This window comes from Pedobacter yonginensis (assembly GCF_003173595.1).
GTDB lineage: Bacteria > Bacteroidota > Bacteroidia > Sphingobacteriales > Sphingobacteriaceae > Pedobacter > Pedobacter yonginense.
Window position 1 is genome coordinate 1491899 of record NZ_QGNZ01000001.1, and the last position, 21526, is coordinate 1513424.

Consider the following 21526-nt stretch of genomic DNA (forward strand, 5'->3'; position numbering starts at 1 on the left):
AACCCAAAAGCCTCTGTACTAATTTATGACGACGCCGAACCGAATTTAGGTTAATGTATATGTATGGGAGAACTAAACGGTTCTTCCATACATTTCTGTTTGTGCCCGCAACCAAGCACTTAATACCGAGCTGATTTCATTGCGCTTTAGTTTCCACAACCAGTTCCCCTCATTCGTTCCCGGCACATTCATTCTGGCAGTTTCATCCAAATTCAGTAAATCCTGTATTGGAACAATGGCAACCTCGGCTATGGAAGCATAGCAGGTTTTAAGAATCATTTTAGCCAAATTGTCTTCTGTAGCCGCTATACCCAAATAATCCGATACCCGCTTTCGGGTTTCTGAATCAATTTCAGTTTTAAACCATCCCAATACGGTATTGTTATCATGAGTGCCCGAATAGGCGATGCATTTTGTTGATTGATAATTGTGCGGGATATGAGTTGAAGAGGCAATATCTGCCCCAAAAGAAAATTGAAGCACTTTCATCCCAGGCAATTCAAATTTTGCCCTCAGCTCTTCCACATCATCCGTAATTTCTCCCAAATCTTCTGCAATAAATGGCAATTGGCCCAAGTTTTCTTTGATAATATCGAAAAATGAAGTACCCGGACCTTCAATCCACTTTCCATAAGTAGCATCTTCAGCCTCTGCTGGTACCGCCCAATATGATGAGAAGGCCCTAAAATGGTCCAAACGAATAATATCGAAAAGCGTTATGTTCTTTTTTAAACGGTTAACCCACCAAGAAAAGCCATCCTTTTTCATGGTTTCCCAATTAAAAATTGGCATTCCCCACAGTTGCCCTTTTTCATTAAAATAATCTGGCGGAACGCCTGCAACCATTACTTTATTCAAATGATCATCCAGCAAAAAGTTGCCCGGCTGCGACCAAACTTCGACGGAATCGTAATCCAAGTAAAAAGGCAAATCGCCAACAATTTGAATATGTCTCCTATTTGCATAATCCTTTAATTTATTCCACTGGCGATAAAAAATAAATTGCCGCCATTTCATTTCTTCAATCTCTTTATGATGCTCCTTTTCAAAATCAGCCAGCGTTTTTGGATGTCGCCTTTTGAATGCTTCAGGCCAATTGTACCACTCTAGATTATTAAATCGTTGCTTGATGGAGCTGTACACAGAGAAATCATCCAACCAATCGCTAGCTGTAATGCAAAAAGAGGTATATTCTTTAACCAATTCATCATTAGTTAATTGGAGAAAATTTTGATAAGCCTTTGTTAACAGATTATCTTTTGCTTTTTCAACTTGTTCAAAATCAACGGAAGACTTTTCTGGAATGTGAAAAGTTGAAAGATCAGCATCCGTCAGCAATCCATCCTCCACTAAACTTTCCGGACTAATGAGCAAGTCATTTCCAGCCATTGCAGAATTGCTTGAATAGGGCGAATGGCCGTTTTCTGATTTTGTTGGATTAAGCGGTAAAATTTGCCAATATTTTTGCCTGCATTGATGGAGGAAATCAACAAACTCAAAAGCATTACGCCCAAAATCTCCAATTCCGAAGGTGGAAGGCAGACAACTGATGTGCATTAATATGCCCGCAGAACGTTTGTTATTTTTTGGTGTAAGCTTTAAAATGGCTACAGGAAAGCTCGCAAAAATTTCGCCCACAGGGATAGCTTGATTTACAAGCTCTTTATGTGCATGTTTTTCTGCAAGTAAGTCTTCCCAATTAAATGCGGCTTCAACAGGGAGGATGATTTCAGTATCTGCCCAATCTATTGTTTGAGGTGTTGTATTTGCCGACTTGCAAAGCTGCGCCATTCCAAGCGGTATGGCAGAGATAATCCAACTTTGTTGATGCTTTCTTCCATAGGCAATTACATGCTTTGCATATTTTCCTTTTACCTTTAGGGGAATATAAGCGCCCTTTTCAAAAACATCACGGTTAGATTTTCTAACTTCAATTAATTTCTTGGTTAGCCAAAGTTTTATCTTACCCGAAAAGCGATCGCCCCAAAGTTTTTGATTTGAGCCATTTTCAATTTCATCCAAATACTTGGCCCTGAGTGCATAATTTACAGGCCTCCTGTTATCTGGGTCAACTAAGCTCAAATCCCAAAGTTCGGTTCCCTGATAAACATCTGGAATACCCGGACAAGTAAATTTCAAGGCGACTTGAGCCAAACTATTCACCACCGAATAGTCGGAAATTTCTTGCAAAAATACCTTAATTTTTATCCAGCTATCCTGCTTGTCGCTTAGAATGGTCTGAGAAAATTTGTTCAATTCTTCCTCATACTTTTCATTGGGTTCTGCCCAATCTGATCTTTTCTTAGCCTCTCTAAGTGCTTTTTGAATAAATTGTTCAAAGCGATTTTCAAAATCGTCACCATCGGTTCCCTCAAAAGGTAAAGCACCAATTAGCGTTTGAATAATTAGGTATAGATCGTTTGGATGAAGCCACTTAAATGAGGGCTGTGCGACTTGCAATGCCCCGACAAACTGCATTAAATCATCCACCAATGCCGTCCATTCTGTTGGCAAATCGCTTAACACATTTAACCTTGCCCTTACATCTTCCCCTTTTTTGGTGTCGTGGGTAGAGCTCCCATTTAAGCTTAACGGCCAGTGCTCCTGTCGTTTGCTCATTTTATCGTGGAATTCTGAAGTCGAAATTCCAAATGCATCTGGCGCATCGCCCACCTCATTATGCCCAATGAAACGATTGTAGGTAAACATCACCGTATCTTCAACGCCTTTCGCCATCAAGGGGCCTGTAAATTGCATGCAGCGCTGGTAAAATTGCCCAATTTTAGCATTTAATTTTTGATCGCCATCAAGGGGCTTTTTAAGCAATAACTCTTGAAGTTGGCCAGCCGCCTTAGCTAAGTTTTTATCTTTAAGTATTGGATGGAAAAGTTGCTCAACGCGTTTTGCATCTTCCGCACTTAATGGAAAACTGTGATTGTAATACCGATAAACGGGCATTTGAATCAGCATTTCTGCCAAAGCCAGCTTTAAATGAACCAATTCAGCCTTCGAAACTTCAATGATTTCCAAAGACATCAGCAGCGAAAATAGATTGTCCAATTCGCCATGCATGTGCTCAAATAAAATGGCCTTTTTCTTTTCGTAAATGAGCGCTTGTGGATTTAATTTTTTGCCTATAACCTGCTGATACAAATTGTCAAACGGCTTTTTCGCTGCCGTATTGGTAAGCAAATTGTTCTCCATAGCCAAAAACTCGTAGCCTGTAGTGCCTTGTGCCTGCCAATCGCTCGGCATTTCTTCGCCATCTTCTAAAATCTTTTCAACAACAATATAAACATCCTCACCCACTGCTTTCCTAAGTCGATCTAGGTATTGTTTCGGATCATAAAGCCCATCAACGTGGTCAATCCTTAGGCCTTGAAAAATACCCTTTTCTACCAGTTCAAAAATATATTGATGATAAAGGTCAAAAGATTCTTGGTTTTGGATATTAAGACAAATTAAGCTGTTAACCGTAAAAAACCGACGATAGTTTATATTGCTATTGGTTTCTTGCCAATTGCATAAACGATAGTGCTGTGCCTGCGCCAATTCGATTAGAAAATCCGGATCCTGATTATATGTTTTTAAGTCTCCTTTTTTTAGTTTTTTAGTCGTTTCGCCATTAAGTGGCCAACATGCATCACCGCTCTTTAACACAAATTTTCCATCCCCTTCATCCAATTGCAGCGCATGATGTTTTATGGCATCTTCTAAATCTTCACCCAAAAACGGAACCATTAGTTTTCCATCGGCTTGGTTAAAATTTACATCGAAAAAAGAAGCAAAATCCGATTTCGGGCCATTTTCCAAAACATCCATCAACCACTTATTATCAAAATGGAATGCCATGTGGTTGGGCACAATATCCTGTAGCCAAGAAATTCCAGCCTCTTTAAGTTTTTTGGAAATTTTTAAAAGTTGCTTTTCTGTCCCAATCTCCGGATTAATTTTTAAGGGATTAACCACATCATATCCATGTGTACTGCCTGGAATGGCTTCAAAAATCGGCGATGCATAAAGCGTATCAATCCCCAAGTTAGCGAGGTAAGGAATAATCTCTTCAAACGAATTGAAGTTGAAATCTTTATGGAATTGGATTCGATAGGTAGTGCTCGGCTTAAACATGGTCGCAAATAAATATAAGGATGGATTCTGGTGAAATTATAATGTTGCCTTCTGGCGATATTGTTTTTAAATCTGACGTGGGTCCGTTCCACGATGTTGAAGAAGAATCTAACAGTAAAGACCAATCTTTGGAATATTCTGGCACGATGGTGTGTTGCTCTTGATTGGAAAAATTCATCAAACAAATCATTTTTTGACTTGTATACCAACGGGTTAGTAAAACACATTGTTGATTACTCAAAGCCTCAGCCTTTACATTATCCCTATTAAGGTCTGCTAAAATTGGATTGGTTTTTCTCAAGGAAATGAGGTGTTTGTAATACGTAAATAGGCTATTGTGTTGGCCCGTATCTAACCTGTTCCAGTCCAATTTGGAATGGTTGAAAGTTGTTTCACTTTGTGGATCAGGCGTATCCTCTTCATGGTGAAAGGCGGCGAATTCTGCTTTTCTACCCTTTCTAACCGCAGCAATTAAATCCTTATCGCTGTGACTAATGAAAAATTGGAAAGGATTGGTTTCCGCCCATTCTTCACCCATAAAAATTAAAGGTATAAATGGGCTGCAAAATACGGCTCCTGCCAGCAATTTTAACATTTCAAAACTAACTAAGGTGCTGGTTCTTTCGCCCAGCATTCGGTTACCAATCTGATCGTGGTTTTGAGAAAAAACCACAAATTGCTTGCCCCCGTTACCATTTGCGGGCTTTCCAAAATGCTTTTTACGATGGGGAGAAAATTGTCCATCGTAAACGTAAGCATCATTGTAAGATTTAGCTAAATGCGCTACCCCACTAAAATCTGCATAATAACCATGGGGCTTTTGCCCAGCCGATACCCTTAAAGCGTGGTGAAATTCGTCAATCCATTGGCCATCCATTCCATAACCACCTTTATTTTGTGGATTAATGTATTGGTTATCATTCAAGTCGAGCTCAACAATCAGCTCATATTTTTTACCTTTTAATTCAGCAAGTTTTGAAACGCTTGATTTTATTTCCGATAAGATATGTACCTCGCCAAAATCTTGAATGGCATGAACAGCATCCAACCTAAGGGCGTCAATATGGAAATCTCTAAACCACATTAAAGCGTTCTCTATAAAATAGTTTCTCACGCCATGGGCACCTGCATCATCAAAATTGATGGCTGATCCCCACGGGGTTTGATGTTTATCTGTAAAATAGGGTCCAAATTCAGCAAAGTAATTGCCTTCTGGCCCAAAATGATTATAAACAACATCTAGTATGACAGCTAAGCCTTTTTTATGGCATGCATTTACTAAATGTTGCAAGGCTAGAGGCCCACCATAAGTATTTTGAACAGCGAAAGGGAAAACACCATCGTATCCCCAGTTGCGATTACCCGGAAACTGAGCAATGGGCATCAGTTCGATTGCCGTAATGCCAAGCCCTAGCAGGTAATCCAATTTACTTTCAATCGATTCGAAATCTCCATTTGGTGTAAAGGTTCCGGTATGTAGTTCGTAAATGATGAAATCCTGCAAATCAAGTCCAACCCAGCCATCATCCGTCCAATTAAAACCTTTTAAATCAAATGCTTTGGAGTTTCCAGCCACGCCATCATATTGAAATAACGAAGCGGGATCAGGAAGGTTCAACACTTTTTCTGCTGGGTCTGTAAAACCTCCATCCGCCTTGCAAATTTCAAAGTGATACATATCTAATGGTTTAATTAAGCTCGTTTGCAAAAACCAATAACCTAAATCCATCTTTTTCATGATTAAAGGCAACTTCGAATCGTTTACCCAAACAGAAACTGCTGTAGCAGGCGGTGCCCACAGCCAGATTTCAGCGCTGCCATCATCATTAAAATTTACACCTATTTTTCTTTCGAGAATATCTACTACCATTATACACCTTACATTGCTATTTGAGAACAATAAAACAATCTATTGGTTTCCAGAAAGATTAAATGGGTGAAAGGATTGGCTGCTCTGGTTTGGGTTAAAAAGATTTTTCCCTCCCCCATGCCAACAGCTTTTTCGACAAAAAATGTATTTCTTTTAGCGCTAATTAGTGTACAATTATTAAAATCTTTACCACGTAGAAAGAGCAAAATGAATTGCGTATAAATACCCAATATCAAACATAACAGAATTATTATACTTTACTGATTTTCCATCCCACGTGCCTTAAAGCCTACTTAACCGTAATTAATCGAGTATTTTACACATTAACTTTTTTTTGGAATGGTACAGCGTTTGATAAAATTTCGGCGTCACCCCTAACCTATAAACATCATGACTCAGATTGAATTTAACAACATGGTTAACAGCCACTCCACATCATTAAAAATGCATGCGTTAAATTTTACGAAGGATGCAGAAGATGCTAATGATTTGGTACAAGACACAATGCTTAAAGCGATTCGCTTTTATAACAATTTTGAAGAGGGCACTAATTTTAAAGGCTGGTTGTTTGTAATCATGAAGAACACCTTCATCAACAACTACCGTAAAATAGCCAAATCAAAAACCCTGATTACCCAGGAAGAAGATATTTCTTCCACAAATTTAATGTATAGTGCCGAAAAGAATGGTTCGATTAGTAAAATGATTGTTGATGACATTCAAAAAGCGCTAAATCACTTACCCGACGTTTACAGTGTTCCTTTTGTTAAGTATTTTGAAGGATTTAAATACCACGAAATTGCCGATGAACTTGGAATCCCGCTTGGTACTGTAAAAACCAGAATCCACGTGGCGAGAGAAATGCTGAAGAAATACCTAAAAACCTATTCTAAACTTGAAGAAGTTAGGTAACAAAAACCAAATTAAGAGGCTCAAATTGAGCCTTTTTTATTTCCCCATTTTTTGTAAATCACGTTTAACGCTCCTATCCGGTTTCTGCCTACATCAACCCAAAGAAATATCTTACAATGATTGCAGCTAAAAGGAATGAATTTGCGCTTGCCATCTACCCATGTTAAAAATTTTGAATCAGAAGAAAAACATATTCTTTTTAAGAGTATAAAAATCTGATAATTAGCGGGTTTCGTAATTATTATATCTATTAATTAATAATTATTGCCTCATGATTATCAAACATAGTAGCTCAATCAAAGAACTCGAATCCATTAAGATTGGAGATAAGGTAAAAGATGAATACGGAAAAGAAGGCTTTGTTGAAGAAATCGAAATCCTGAAATATAGAGAAAGCAACCAGTACTATTTTAAGCTAAAAAACCGAGGAACAATATTGGTTTTAAAATAAAAAAGGGCAGGAATTTTATCCTACCCTTTGTCATTTTTTCTATATCGCTCTCAATCCTGATAAGCTTGTAATAAACTTAGGCAATACATTTAGAAATGTATGGGTTTGAACAAACTGAACAATGATTAGTTTATGCGCTTAAAACAGTAACTTTTACAGCCTCTACACCAAGCTTGGTTTGCTCAACATCAAATTGAACAATGTTATTGGATTCGATCTGATCAACTACCCCATGAGCATAAACTCTCAACTCGAAATAACCATTTGAAGAGGTTATAAATCCGAAACCTTTCTCCTTATCATAAAATTTTACCGTTCCTAGTTTCATTTCAATTAGATTTATTATTTAAACATAAAAAAAATCGGATTGTTTTATAAAAAAAATAGATGTAGCTACCTCATTAATAGATTATTGCCTATTTCTTTAAGATTAAAATTTACCCATTTCCGAAATTTTAAGGCAATTTTTCAATTAAGGATACTCCGAAAACTTTACGCGAAAAAAATGATCAGAAAGCATTTAAAATATTCTATAGCGAAAAGGAGTATAATGACTGAAATGAATGGCCAACAAATAGAAATGCAAAGCGCATCTTCAAAATGTTAGTTACTAACAGATTGTGCAAAATTATTGTGCAAAACAAAACCAATAAAATCATAAATTGTTGAATATAAAAATAGAGATAAAAAAGTCCTGTGAGCGGGAGATCCGCGTTGGGCAGGCACACCATAAAAACACGAAATCCCAGCCTTTTTTAAGCCGGGATTTCTTTTTTAATGAGGGTTTAAATCTACTTAGTTCGATAATGATGAAAACTCTTCCGCACTCAATTCAATTTCCGAAGCCTTCATGTTTTCCTCTAAATGCACAATAGATTTTGTTCCGGGTATTAATAAAATATTGGCCGATCGTTTAAGCAACCATGCCAATGCGATTTGAGCAACTGTTGCTTGATGCTTTTCGGCAATCTGTTTAATTTTATCTTCCAATTTTGCAGGACCAGAAGCCAATGGAAACCACGGGATAAAAGCAAGACCTTCCTCCGCCGTAAAATCTAAAACATTTTCCCATTGCCTATTGGCTAAATTGTACATATTCTGAACCGATACGATTGGCAAAATATTCTGTACCTGCTTAATTTGTTCTATAGTCACTTCTGATAACCCTACATAACGAATCTTACCAGCTTTAACCGCTTCAACAACTGGAGCTAAAGTTTCTTCCACATTAACCTTTGGATCAATGCGGTGTAATTGCCACAAATCGATGGTTTCAACCTTCAAACGCTGCAAGCTGCCTTCAATGTTTTGCCTTATAAAATCTGGCGTACCGTTGGGCACCCAATTGTTGGGGCCTGGCCGGTTAAAGCCACCCTTTGTTGCAACTACAATGTTTTCTTTGTATGGATAAAGGGCATCGGCAATAAGTGTTTCATTAAACTGTGGCCCATAAGCCTCGGCAGTATCGATAAAGTTAACACCATGTTCTACAGCTTTTTGCAATACTTTTTTCGCATTTTCTCTATCAGCAACCTCACCAAAAACACCCGTTCCTGTTAATTGCATTGCACCATATCCTAATCGATTGATTTCTAATTCGCCTAGTTTAAAGGTTAATGATGTATTTCCCATAATATGTCTTGAGTAAAATAAAATTGATTAATTCTATTTCATTAACGCCCTTGTAAAAGTAATGTTTGCCGAAAATTTTTTATGATAATTGAAAAACACTTTCATACAGCTCGGAATCGGCAAAAGCGAATAGTCAAAATGGAAATTGCAGGCTGATAATGGGCCATATCAAAATTGAAAAGCCAATCATAGCATGAAGGTTGCTTTTAAATAGAGCTCCGGAAGGAATTGAAGGATAATTTTTTTAAACGAAGCTGAAATTACCCAGCATTTTTACCGCCAAAAATTACACAAAAAACACTAAAACCGCTTAGTATGAAAACTACGCCTAAAACAAAATTAACTGTATCGCCCATATCCTAATGTAGGCATAAATGTCATCCAATTCTAATTATTTTATTTTGCTTTAGACACAATATTTTAAGAAGATTACTTTAATTAATCGCTGAGGCCATTTTTCATCATAATAATGTAATCTTTACCCCTTTGAGTTGTGCGAATTACGAAAACGGACGACAAAGTTTGCTAGGGTATAAACCGCAAACTATCAAAATTCGGACTTCCAAAAAACCAAATTTTAAATAGGAACGAATAAGGTGTAAACTTAGATGTTCTAATCTTCGTACCGATAAAGGATCATGTTAGAGTGAAACCTGAGAAATCTGCTTCTTTCTCCGCCGAACTCTAACCTTTGGCGCTGCCGTAATGTTTTTAGCAACCCTACCTCGCTTGGTAATAGCCACATCAAATAAAACCGAACTTCCGATATACAAACCTTTTACTTTGCATTCAACAATATCAAAGTAAATGCTTTGCTCTACCATGAACTGAGAAATCAGGCCAAAGCCTCGCTGCTTATTGTAAGCTGTGATTACGCCTTCCATACTGTTTTAATTAGGGATTAGATATATAAATGTATAAAAAACTGAATTTTGCGACTACGAGAGTAGATTACACATTCAAATTAATAGATGTTGACAATAGATAAGGGGATATTCATTAAAGAAAATAAACACCCCACCACGAGCTGACGAAGCGATCCTTGTTTCACTTAACTCGATCTCAAAGTTTTAATATAAGCGGTTATTACCCACGTTATAGCAAACTCAAGAACGGGGATTCTTAAAACGAAACTTATTCTACTATAAAACGTTGTCTTAATATTGCTTCAAATAATCTAATCAAAATGAAAAAATTGGGTAAAAACAGTTCTGAGAAAGACTTAGATAATGTTAAAGAAGGCGATGCCATTAAAGATGACACCGGAAAACAAGGCGAAGTAGAAGATATTGAGGTGTTAAAACGCAAACACGAAAAACAATACTACTATAAATTAAAAAATGATGGTACCATTCTCATCTTAAAATAATAGCCTCAACATACTTACAGCTCTATATCTACTTATTTTCAAGTAATTACCTATATTTAAACGAAATAGTAAAACGTTTTAACAAACCCTTTACCTTATGAGAAAACCATTTACCTATCTTTTAATCATAGGCCTTTTTGCGCTCGCAACCAGCTTCATAAATAGTGCACATCAACAACAAAACACGGCTTTTTCTCTTAAGATTGATACCCTGGCAACCAACCTCATTGTGCCTTGGCAAATTACTTTTTTGCCCGATAAATCGATGTTGTTCACTGAACGGCCCGGACAGATAAGGCTGTACAGAAACGGCAAACTTTTAGATAAGCCAATTTTTAACGTTAACGATATTAAAGCCGAATCAAAAACAGGTTTATTGGGTATGGTTATTCACCCCGATTTTATAAGAAATCACTTTATTTATTTAGCCCATAATTATGCAGAGCATAACGGCTTATGGTTAAAAGTAATACGATATGAATATAAAAACGATACGCTAATCCATCCTAAAATTTTAATTCAGGGCATTCCTGCAGCTCGAAACCATACGGGTTGCAGACTCGTTTTTGGCCCCGATAAAAAACTATATATCACTACTGGGGATGCCGACCAACCCGCGCTTGCACAGGATTTAAAAGCTTACAACGGTAAAATCCTTCGCATCAATTACGATGGCAGCATCCCCACCGACAATCCCTTTGTTAAGAATGATACCGCCCACAAAGAAATTTGGTCTTACGGACATAGAAATCCACAGGGACTTACTTTCCAACCAGGCACAAACCATTTATACGAAACCGAACATGGCCCCACAGGTGGCGATGAAGTTAATGTAATAGAGAAAGGTGCAAATTACGGTTGGCCAATCATTCATCATCAAAATATCAAAGCAGGAATGAAGGCGCCACTTTTTGAATACACACCTTCTATAGGCCCATCAGAAGCATTATTTTATACTGGCAAAGCATTTCCTGCTTTAGAAGGAAATTTGTTAGTTGCATGTTTACGAGGCGAATCTATACTAAGCATCTCCTTAAACAAGCAAAATGACCAGGAAATCTTTCTCAAAAAACAATTTGGAAGAATCCGATCGCTGGTGGTTGGGCCTGATGGATTTATTTACCTGTCCACATCTAATTTTGATTTACCTGAAAGCAAAGGCGAACGCCCCTATGATATGATTTTGAGGTTGCGCCCATCTACCGATAAAACAACTACAATGGCACAGCAAATCACTTCGAACATTAAGAACACTTTGGTTACAAACACACCTCAAAATCTTTTCAAACAACTGTGTGCCTCTTGCCATGGCGATAAACTTCAAGGAACTGAAGTGGTTAAATCGTTAATCGGTGGCAAATTCACCTACGGTTCAGACAAAAAATCAATCGTAAAAACCATAACAAATGGGGTTGTTGCAAAGGGAATGCCCGCATGGAACGGAGCGATTAGCAAAAAAGAGATTGAAGGATTAGCCGATTACATCATTACAGCCACAAAATAAGGCCTATGTTTGCAATGCATAAGGCGATAGCTGCAATAATTTTTCGAGTTAGAAAACAATCTCTATATTTATCAAGTCACATACATAACCAAATAGATGAAAACATTTTTTACCCTGTCGATTTCGTTTCTTGCCATAACTTTCTTATACGCAACCACCCTAAATAGCAATCGCTATACCCAAAAGAAAATAGCACTAAAAAGTGAATCCCGAATAGACACGCCAGACCAAGATCGGTTTGTAAGTGTGAAGTTAGTACAGGGTGAATTTACTGAACCTACAGAACTTACCGTTTTGCCTAATTTAGACATCCTTGTAGCGCAACGCCGCGGCGAGATTATGCTCTATAAAAACCAAACTAAAAAACTTTCCTTAGCTGGAAAACTCGATGTTTACTTTAAAACCAATACCCCAGATGTAAATGCAGAAGAAGGTTTATTGGGCATGGCGGCAGATCCAAAATTCGCCATAAACAAGTTTATCTACCTCTTTTACAGTCCTTTTGACAAATCAGTAAACCGTTTATCGCGTTTTAAAATGGTTAACGATAAAATAGACAAGGCATCAGAAAAAATTATCCTTCAATTTTATTCTCAAAGAGAAATTTGTTGTCATACAGGCGGTTCAATAGCTTTTGGGGCCGATAATCTTTTATATGTTTCTACCGGCGATAACTCCACCCCTTTCGATGTTCCCAAACAACAATATGTAAATAATGGTTACGCTCCGCTCGATAATAGGAAAGGTTTAGAACAATACGATGCCAGACGATCAGCCGGAAATACGAACGATTTAAGAGGAAAAATCTTGAGAATAAAGTTAAAGGACGACGGAACGTACAGCATACCAGATGGTAATCTTTTCCCCAAAAATGATCCAAAAGCAAAGCCGGAGATTTATGTGATGGGTAACAGAAATCCATATCGAATTTCTGTAGATCAAAAAACAGGCTATTTATATTGGGGCGAGGTGGGACCCGATGCATCGAACGACGATGCAGCACGTGGACCACGAGGTTATGATGAAGTAAATCAGGCACGTAAAGCAGGCAATTTTGGATGGCCTTATTTCATTGGCAATAACTATCCATACCGGGCTTACGATTATACCAACGGGCAAAATGGAAACCCTTTTGATCCAGCCGGTGCGACAAACAATTCCCCAAACAATACCGGCTTAGGTGTTGTACCCCCTGCCCAACCCGCATTTATTTGGTATCCTTATGGCGAATCGAAAGAATTCCCTCAAGTAGGTTCTGGTGGCAGAACGGCTATGGCAGGCCCTGTATATTATGCAAAGCCAGGTGTATCGCCCTATCCGGCCTACTACAACGGAAAATTAATTATTTATGAGTGGATTCGGGGATGGGTAAAAGCGATAACCATGTCGCCACAAGGCGATTACATTAGCATGGAGCCTATGCTTTCCAAAATTTCTTTAGCGGCACCAATAGATATGGAACTTGGGCCAGATGGCAAATTGTATATTCTAGAATATGGAAAAGGATGGTTCTCTAAAAATCCAGATGCCGGAATTACCAGAATAGATTATTTAAAAGGCAACCGACCTCCAAAGATTGAAAGCTTGGAAATTGCCAAAACAAGCGGCCTATTGCCCTATAAACTTACAGCAAAAGTTAAAGCGGTAGATCCTGATGGAGACGCATTAACCTATATTTGGAACCTAGGTAACGGAATTAAGAAAACCACAACAAGCCCCGAATTGACCAATACTTATACAGTTGCGGGCGAATATCCAGTAAGTGTTACCGTTTCAGACAAAAGCAAGGCTTCAGCAAAAAGTCAAACCATTCCAGTATTCGCTGGCAATGAGCAGCCAAATGTCGATATCGTTTTAAGTGGCAATAAAAGTTTTTGGTTTCCCAATAAAGCGATTGATTACCAAGTATTAATTAGTGATAAAGGAGCATCAATAAATAACCAAAGGGTTTATATCTCCAATACTTATACTGAAGGAATGGACTTAGCAGGGGCGCAATTGGGTCATCAGCAGGCCGCTCAAACCCTTATTGGTAAAACCTTAATGCTGAAATCTGATTGCAGCACATGCCATAAAATATCAACAACCTCCATAGGCCCAGCTTTCGAAAAAGTGTCTTCTAAATATCAAGGCGATCCAAACGCGGTAGATTATTTGGCAAATAAAGTGCTCAAAGGTAGTTCTGGCGTTTGGGGAGAAATTCCAATGCCTGCCCATCCAGCAATGAAAGAAGCTGAAGTGAAAAAAATTACAGAGTGGATCATGACCTTGAGCAATAAAGAAGTAGTAGCCTCTTTACCAACATCTGGCAAAATAACACCAAGCGGCACGGTCGATAAAAAGAAATCTGTGTTAAACCTAAAAGCCACCTATACCGATGCCGGCACAGCCAAGCTAAAGCCTTTAACCACAACCAATTCCGTAAATCTAAAAAGCAATCAAATCGATGCCACTGATCTCAAAAACATAAAAGGATTTGAAACAAAAGAAGTGTCAGGCGCTGATGCATTGGCCATGACCGCAAACGAAGGCCATTTCAGTTTAAATAAGATTGATTTAACCAAACTCAGCGGATTCAAATTTAATTTCGGCAATAACAGCAATTATGAAATTGAAGTTCGATTAGATCGGTTAGATGGAGAACTTTTAGGCAAGTCTGAGTCAAAAAGCACGGTAAGCATCCAACCAGTTACTGATGGTAAATTTCATACGGTGTATTTTATTTTTAAAGCAAGCAGCGGAGAGAAGCCAATAATCCAATCTCTTCTTGTAGAATCACTTTAATAGCCATAAAAATGCCTTGCGGAAATGATCTGCGAGGCATTTTTATGTAAAAAACACAAATTTAATACGCCACCTTCACTTAGCAATAATATCTTTGCACCATATTATAATCCTTTATGCAACACATCAAAAACATCATTTTTGATTACGGAAACGTAATATTCGATATAGATTTTAAAATTGCCCAAGCTTCTTTCCAAAAATTAGGCATTGCAGATATCGAGAATTTCTTTGCACATAAAGCGCACAATCAACTATTTGATGATTTTGAAACCGCTGCCATTTCGCCTGCAGAATTTAGAGCCGGAATTAGAAAAGCCGCCAACAATCCCGATTTAACTGATGCTCAAATTGATGAAGCCTGGAACAGCTTGTTAATTGGCACCATTCAAGAAAACCATGATGTTTTATTAAAAGTAAAGGCCAATTATCGCACTTTTCTATTAAGTAATAACAACGAAATCCACTACAATTGGATTATCAATTACCTAAAAACAACTTTCCAAATTAATAACTACGATGCCTATTTCGAGAAAGCTTATTTCTCTCAACACATGAAATTGCGCAAACCCAACACCAATATTTTTGAGCAGGTTTTAAACGAAAATAACTTAAACCCAGCCGAAACTTTATTTATTGATGATAGTCCGCAGCACATAGAAGGCGCTAAAAAAGTTGGCCTAAACACCTTATTAATGACAGAAAAACCTGCTCAACTAGAAGCATTCTTAAAAGCGCACGGAATTCTGTAAATTTACCTATGTCAGAAAAAAAAATTAAGTCACTAAAGGAATTTTATCCTTACTATTTAACAGAACATACCAATACAACCTCGCGAATTTTACATTTTATTGGTACTGGCTTGGTTGCGCTTGCATTTTTTACAGGCTTCTTATTTCACAATTGGCATTTTTTCTTGGCAATGCCCGTTTTAGGTTATGGTTTTGCATGGGTTGGGCATTTCTTCTTCGAAAAAAACAAACCAGCCACATTTAAATATCCCGGTTACAGCTTAGCCAGCGATTTTATCCTATTTTACGACTTATTAACCGGGAAGCAGGGCTTTTCAGTGAAGAAATAAGGTTTGCTAAATTTTATAAGTTATTGATAAACAGATGATTATAACTAATTAACTATTAGCTTTATTATGGCATAATTCAAAAAAATTTGAAAATGAACGTTCAGTATTTCATTTGAAACACCAGTCCCGCTATCCTGCTGCCAATTTGAAGAAAATTGGCATTCGTACTATCGGGTTTATTTTGAAAGGTCAGTGCTATAGCGCAGGGGATATTCATAGCGTCTTTAGTGGGCAACTCACCAATAAATTAACAAACTCAACGCATTCCTTTAAACACATTTGAAAAACAGACCCCTGTTTATAAACCCTATGGAAACGGTAGCCCGAGCTTTGTCAGCGAGGCTTTAGTGTACAGAGGGACTGTAAGATTGGAAGAATTACAGAACGTTTGTTTCCAAATAAAAAATTATAATTTAAATAGTAGTTGTGCGTAAATAATTGCACCAATCAGCTACGGAATGAGAGAACTGTCGCCATCGGTCGGTTTCCCAGCGCCCAATATCATAAACACATTTGAAAAATAGACTCCTGTTTATAAACCCTATGGAAACGGTAGCCCGAGCTTTTCAGCGAGGCTTTAGTGTACAGAGGGACTGTCGGATTGGAAGAATTACAGAACGTTCCTTTCCAAACAAAAAATTATAATTTAAATAGTAGTTGTGCGTAAATAATTGCACCAATCAGCTACGGAATGAGAGAACTGTCGCCATCGGTCGGTTTCCCAGCGCCCAATATCATTAACACATTTGAAAAACAGACCTCTGTTTATAAACCCTATGGAAACGGTAGCCCGAGCTTTTTCAGCGAGGCTTTAGTGTACAGAGGGACTGTCGGATTGGAAGAATTACAGAACGTTCATTTCCAAATAAAATATAATGCTTAAGTTGATGAATTAACGCAAGTTGCTCGTGCACGAATCTTTACAGGATGCAAGAATTACAGAACCTTCGTTTCCAAACAAAAAATTATAATTTAAATAGTAACTGTGCGTAAAGAGTTGGCGCGCCCCCAAATACACCAACCATGCTTCTGCGAATTAAAGTTTCCTACGTTTTAACTCTCGTTCGATTAAGCCCAGCTCTCTCCCAGTCTGTCCGGCAACGGATGTATTCTCCTGTGCACGTCTGAATAAATACGGCATAACCGCTTTTATTGGGCCATAAGGAACATATTTCGCTACATTATAGCTCGCATCGGCAAGGTTAAAACTTAAGTTATCACTCATCCCCAAAAGTTGAGCAAAATATACATGCGGATGGTTATGAGGAACTTTTTTCTCGTCCAAAAGGTAAGTTAACAAACGACTACTGTCTTCATTATGAGTGCCGGCAACGATGGCAATTTCCTCAATATGATCTACACAATAACGTAACGATTGGTTGTAATCGTAATCGGTAGCCTCCTTATCTTTCTGAATAGGTGATGGATAGCCCATTTCCAAAGCTCGTTTACGCTCCTTTTCCATGTATGCCCCACGAACCATTTTAACACCCAAAATAAAACCATCGGCCTTTGCAATTAAATGATCTGCCTTCATATCGGCTAGCTTATCGTGGCGGTACATTTGATAGGTGTTGTAAACGATTATGCCTTCGCGGTTAAATTTACGCATCATATCCAAAGCCAGCTCATCAATGGTATTTTGAATCCATGTTTCTTCCGCATCAATCATAATTGGTACCTTTTTATCAAAGGCTGTTCTACAAATCATTTCACAACGGAGCTTTACCTTTTCAAACTCAGCCTTTTCTACGTCAGAAAGATGCTGTTTGGCATCTAACTTTTGCAATAAGGCAAACCGACCTATCCCTGTAATCTTGAAAACCGTAATGGGAATGTTCGCATCGCCATCGGCCCTTAAAATGGTGCGGATGATTTCCTCGCAAGTTTCATCAAACACCTGCTCCTCCTCTTCACCCTCAACAGAATAATCTAAAATAGTACCCACACCACCCTTTGCCAATTGATTTACCGCTTTATCGCACTCTGCAATGGTTTCGCCACCACAAAACTGCTGAAAAATGGTAGCCTTAATTGCACCTTGAATGGGCAGGCCAATATTTAAAAAAAAGTTAGTGATTGCAGGGCCGACTTGAGTTAAGAAATTATTTCCAATCATTTTAAAAAGCCAATAAGCTTTTTTAAGTTCTGCATTGGTTTTTTGGCGGAAAGCAACTTCAGTATTATCAAAGTTGGGTTGTTTATTGGGGGATAATTCCATTTATGAAATGTTTAATAAGTCAGACGGATGCAAAATTATAAAAAGCATCGATTGTTAAAACCAAAAAGCTGTAAATAATTGTATTTTTGCAACAAAATGATACAATTCAAATTAGAGGGCGAATTTATTCCATTAATCCAACTGCTAAAAGCAACAGGCTTAGTTGGAAGTGGTGGCGATGCCCAAACCGCCGTAGAAGATGGTGAAGTAAAATGTAATGGCGAAGTGGAGTTCCGTAAGCGCTATAAAGTTAGAATTGGCGATATCATCACATTCGGACAAGATAAAATTGAAGTAATTTAATGGAAACCTTAACCAGCGCTGGCCATAGCCTATATTTTGAAAGCGGTTTAGAAGCACTTAAAACCCTTTTAGAAAGCAATACCTACAGCAAAGTATTTATCCTTGCTGATGAACATACAAGCGAAATCTGTCTGCCTGTTTTTCAAGCCTTGATGGACGATTTTTCTGACTTTGATTTGATAGAAACCTCTGCCGGAGAAGAAAATAAGAATATCGATTTTTGCATCGGCATTTGGAAAACGCTGTTGGATTTCGAAGCAGACCGTAAAAGCTTATTGATTAACCTTGGTGGAGGCGTAATTACCGATATGGGTGGTTTTATTGCATCAACCTATAAAAGAGGCATCGATTTTATAAACGTACCCACAACACTACTCTCTCAAGTAGATGCATCGGTAGGCGGTAAAACCGGAATTGATATCGATAACGTTAAAAACATGGTGGGCACATTTACCTTACCACAAATGGTTTTCATCGAAACCGAGTTTTTAAAAACCTTACCACAACGAGAGCTTCTATCTGGCTTTGCCGAAATGATTAAGCATGGTTTAATTTACGATAAAGCCTATTACGAAAAGCTTAAAGCAAGTAACTATTTAACACCAACCGCAGCAGATATTTACCGATCAGTAGAGATTAAAAACGAAGTGGTAACGATTGATCCGCATGAGAAAAACCTCAGAAAGATTTTAAATTTCGGTCACACCATCGGTCATGCCATAGAAGGATACTCCTTAGCCAATGATGAAAATCCGTTAACGCATGGAGAAGCAATTGCCATTGGATTTATCTGTGAAGCAGCACTTTCCATCAAAAACAGCACTTTAACAAAAGAAGAACTGAAAGACATTAGCGACTACCTTTTATTGCTATATCCGAAATATCACATTAAAAAAGACAGTTTTGATGCGTTGTTGGAGTTAATGCAAAGCGATAAAAAAAATGAGGATGGCAACATCTTATTTTCACTTTTAGAAAGCACGGGCAAATGCACGTTTAACTGCCGTGTAACAAACGCCGATATTTTAAGCAGTTTGGATTATTATAACAGTTTATAAAATGAAATATACCGGAAGCGATATTTCTGTAGGAGCACTATTTGGGTTTGTAATTGTTTTAACCTTGGTTGAAATGTATTTCAGCTATGCACACGATAGAAAATTATACACCAAAAAAGATACCTGGACCAATATTTACCTCATGGTTACCGCCATTGTAATTAACCTGGGGATGAAAACCGCAACCTTCTTTTTACTGGAATATTGCTACCAATTTCGTTTGTTCCAAATTTCCAATATTTGGATTTACTGGACAGTTTTGATTCTTGCGCAAGATTTTCTGTATTGGTTTTTGCATACCGTTGGGCATTACGTACGGTTTTTTTGGGCCATGCACGTTACCCACCACTCGTCAGAACATTTTAATTTAACCACCGGCTTTCGCTCAACCGTTTTTGAACCCCTTTACCGCGTGTTCTTTTATTTGCCATTGGCATTTATGGGCTTTACGGCAATGGATATCTTGTTTGCCTATTTGGTTACGCAGATTTATGGTAACTTGGTGCACACCCAATACCAAATAAAATTTCCCAAATGGTATGAGTATGTTTTCGTTACACCATCACACCACCGTGTTCACCATGCCAGCAATGTACGCTATCTGGATAAGAACATGGGTATGGTTTTAATCCTTTGGGACAGATGGTTTGGCACTTTCCAAGCAGAATTACCAGAAGATGAAGTAAAGTATGGTTTAACTACACAACCTAAAGATACTGGACCGTTAAACATCATTTTCCACGAATTTATAGCCTTAACCGCCGATGTTAAAAAAGCACCAACCTTTATGGATAAAGTGCGGTACATCTTAAATCCTCCCGGATGGAGCCATGATGGAAGCACCAAAATTGCAAAAATTATGCAACGAGAATTGCATGAGGCCGAGCAATTGGGAAAGCAAAAATCATCCAATTTAGAAAATGAGGCAACGCAATTACGCTCGATGGCCTAAAACAAAATTTTAGATTTTGGTAGCGAGATGTTTGAGGAAAATGCATTGACGTTTCCCGATCTAACTTTCAAAGATTTACCAGCTTCGAACAATCTAATCTACAATCAGAAAGCAATTCATACCCGTTTGTGAAACGGTCTAAATCAAAGAGAATTTAATTCTATCAAATTTATTTTCATTTTCTTTTTGACAAATTAAATTTTGTTATTACATTTGGCTCAACAAAAAAAGAAATGCAAAATAAAAACACATATTACAGCTTTGGTTACTTTTACTATTTTAGTAAGAACCGGGGCTAATATGCAAAAAGATATATAAAAAATATTAAAATGTATAAGAAAGTCCCGGCAAATAGCTGGGACTTTTTTTTGTTTAAGGCAAAAATGGAAACAAAAAAACGAGTAGCAATTCAAGGCATTAAAGCATCTTTTCACGAAGAGGCGGCTTATAAATTCTTCGGGAAGGAGATTGAGGCCGTTGAATGCAATTCTTTCAAAGAAACTTGCGATAAGCTTGAAAAAAACGAAGCTGACTTTGTAGTTATGGCAATCGAAAATTCTATTGCCGGCAGTTTGCTACCAAACTACACGCTGATTCGCGATTATGGCTTCTCGGTAGTTGGAGAGGTATATTTGCCTATTCAACTGCATTTAATGGCGCTGCCTGGGGTTAAATTTGAAGACATTAAAATTGTAACCTCCCACCCCATCGCCATTCGCCAGTGTATCGATTTTTTTTACGATTATCCGCACATTAAAATTGTTGAAAGTAACGATACTGCTGCTTGCGCTAAGCGCATTCAAGAAGAAAAGCTTACCGACACAATGGCCATTGCAAATAGTTTAGCCGCAGAGCTTTACGGTTTAAATATTTTAGAAAGACGTGTTGAATCCAACAAGAAAAACTTCACCCGTTTCCTCATCCTCAAAAAGGATAAAACAGATGAAGGCAAGAAAATTAATAAAGCCTCAATTTGTTTTCAAGTTGGCCACAAAGCGGGCTCGTTGGCAACGGTGTTAAATATCTTTGCAGAACAAGAAGTAAGCTTAACAAAAATACAATCTATGCCTGTATTGGGTAAAAGAAACGAATATTACTTTTACGTGGATTTAGAATGGCCAAGTACAGAAAAGTATGACAAGGCCGTAAGAAAGGCGTTAAAATACACCTCGAATTTTAATATCCTCGGAGAATATCAAAAAAACGATAAAGTTTAAAAAAAAAGGAATCCGACGTTTGGAATCCAAAAAAAAATTAACAG

Annotated in this window: 17 protein-coding genes; 11 read left to right on the top strand and 6 right to left on the bottom strand. The window is 37.8% G+C overall.

What is annotated here, in order from left to right; translation table 11 throughout:
• Positions 1-72 precede the first annotated feature (72 nt).
• Both treY and treZ read right to left on the bottom strand, forming a co-directional pair.
• Positions 73-4128, bottom strand: coding sequence for a malto-oligosyltrehalose synthase (gene treY / locus DHW03_RS06545; RefSeq protein ID WP_109924891.1), 4056 nt, complete (start codon positions 4126-4128; stop codon positions 73-75).
• Positions 4121-5998, bottom strand: a complete 1878-nt coding sequence (treZ, locus tag DHW03_RS06550; RefSeq protein ID WP_240618479.1) for a malto-oligosyltrehalose trehalohydrolase — start codon at positions 5996-5998, stop codon at positions 4121-4123. The genes treY and treZ overlap by 8 nt, the downstream gene beginning before the upstream one ends.
• Positions 5999-6388: 390 nt before the next feature.
• Here treZ and DHW03_RS06560 point away from each other — a divergent pair, with 390 nt between their 5' ends.
• On the top strand, positions 6389-6910 hold the full coding sequence (locus DHW03_RS06560) for an RNA polymerase sigma factor (RefSeq protein ID WP_109924893.1): 522 nt from the start codon (positions 6389-6391) through the stop codon (positions 6908-6910).
• A 271-nt stretch (positions 6911-7181) separates the two neighbouring features.
• A complete protein-coding gene (locus tag DHW03_RS06565; protein WP_109924894.1) occupies positions 7182-7361 on the top strand; it encodes a hypothetical protein in 180 nt (59 codons plus the stop codon).
• A 130-nt stretch (positions 7362-7491) separates the two neighbouring features.
• Here DHW03_RS06565 and DHW03_RS06570 read toward each other — a convergent pair whose 3' ends face one another.
• From DHW03_RS06570 to DHW03_RS06580, 3 genes are all read right to left on the bottom strand, one after another.
• Positions 7492-7689: a cold shock domain-containing protein gene (locus DHW03_RS06570; RefSeq protein ID WP_109924895.1), complete on the bottom strand. Its 198-nt coding sequence runs from the start codon at positions 7687-7689 to the stop codon at positions 7492-7494.
• Between the two features lie 467 nt (positions 7690-8156).
• Positions 8157-8993, bottom strand: a complete 837-nt coding sequence (locus DHW03_RS06575; protein ID WP_109924896.1) for an aldo/keto reductase — start codon at positions 8991-8993, stop codon at positions 8157-8159.
• Between the two features lie 641 nt (positions 8994-9634).
• Positions 9635-9877 (bottom strand): cold shock domain-containing protein, encoded by a 243-nt coding sequence (locus tag DHW03_RS06580; protein ID WP_109924897.1) that lies wholly within the window; start codon positions 9875-9877, stop codon positions 9635-9637.
• Between the two features lie 302 nt (positions 9878-10179).
• On the opposite strand from DHW03_RS06580, the gene DHW03_RS06585 reads away from it, so the two are divergent.
• The 5 genes from DHW03_RS06585 (at position 10180) to DHW03_RS06605 (ending at position 15731) form a co-directional block, all read left to right on the top strand.
• Entirely contained in the window at positions 10180-10362 is a 183-nt protein-coding gene (locus DHW03_RS06585; protein WP_109924898.1) for a hypothetical protein, read from the top strand.
• Between the two features lie 97 nt (positions 10363-10459).
• Positions 10460-11866: a PQQ-dependent sugar dehydrogenase gene (locus tag DHW03_RS06590; protein ID WP_109924899.1), complete on the top strand. Its 1407-nt coding sequence runs from the start codon at positions 10460-10462 to the stop codon at positions 11864-11866.
• 96 nt (positions 11867-11962) lie between these two features.
• A complete protein-coding gene (locus tag DHW03_RS06595; protein WP_109924900.1) occupies positions 11963-14650 on the top strand; it encodes a PQQ-dependent sugar dehydrogenase in 2688 nt (895 codons plus the stop codon).
• A gap of 116 nt (positions 14651-14766) precedes the next feature.
• Positions 14767-15402, top strand: coding sequence for an HAD family hydrolase (locus DHW03_RS06600; protein ID WP_109924901.1), 636 nt, complete (start codon positions 14767-14769; stop codon positions 15400-15402).
• An 8-nt stretch (positions 15403-15410) separates the two neighbouring features.
• Positions 15411-15731, top strand: coding sequence for a DUF962 domain-containing protein (locus DHW03_RS06605; RefSeq protein ID WP_109924902.1), 321 nt, complete (start codon positions 15411-15413; stop codon positions 15729-15731).
• Positions 15732-16767: 1036 nt separating this feature from the next.
• Here DHW03_RS06605 and DHW03_RS06610 read toward each other — a convergent pair.
• Complete coding sequence (locus DHW03_RS06610) at positions 16768-17952, bottom strand: proline dehydrogenase family protein (RefSeq protein ID WP_109924903.1); 1185 nt, start codon at positions 17950-17952, stop codon at positions 16768-16770.
• A gap of 96 nt (positions 17953-18048) precedes the next feature.
• On the opposite strand from DHW03_RS06610, the gene DHW03_RS06615 reads away from it, so the two are divergent.
• The 4 genes from DHW03_RS06615 (at position 18049) to DHW03_RS06630 (ending at position 21482) form a co-directional block, all read left to right on the top strand.
• Positions 18049-18255 (top strand): RNA-binding S4 domain-containing protein, encoded by a 207-nt coding sequence (locus DHW03_RS06615; protein ID WP_109924904.1) that lies wholly within the window; start codon positions 18049-18051, stop codon positions 18253-18255.
• On the top strand, positions 18255-19313 hold the full coding sequence (aroB, locus tag DHW03_RS06620) for a 3-dehydroquinate synthase (RefSeq protein WP_109924905.1): 1059 nt from the start codon (positions 18255-18257) through the stop codon (positions 19311-19313). Before DHW03_RS06615 ends, aroB begins: the two co-directional genes overlap by 1 nt.
• Position 19314: 1 nt before the next feature.
• Positions 19315-20265, top strand: a complete 951-nt coding sequence (locus DHW03_RS06625) for a sterol desaturase family protein (RefSeq protein WP_240618480.1) — start codon at positions 19315-19317, stop codon at positions 20263-20265.
• A gap of 383 nt (positions 20266-20648) precedes the next feature.
• Positions 20649-21482, top strand: coding sequence for a prephenate dehydratase (locus DHW03_RS06630; protein WP_109924906.1), 834 nt, complete (start codon positions 20649-20651; stop codon positions 21480-21482).
• The last annotated feature ends 44 nt before the right edge of the window (positions 21483-21526 follow it).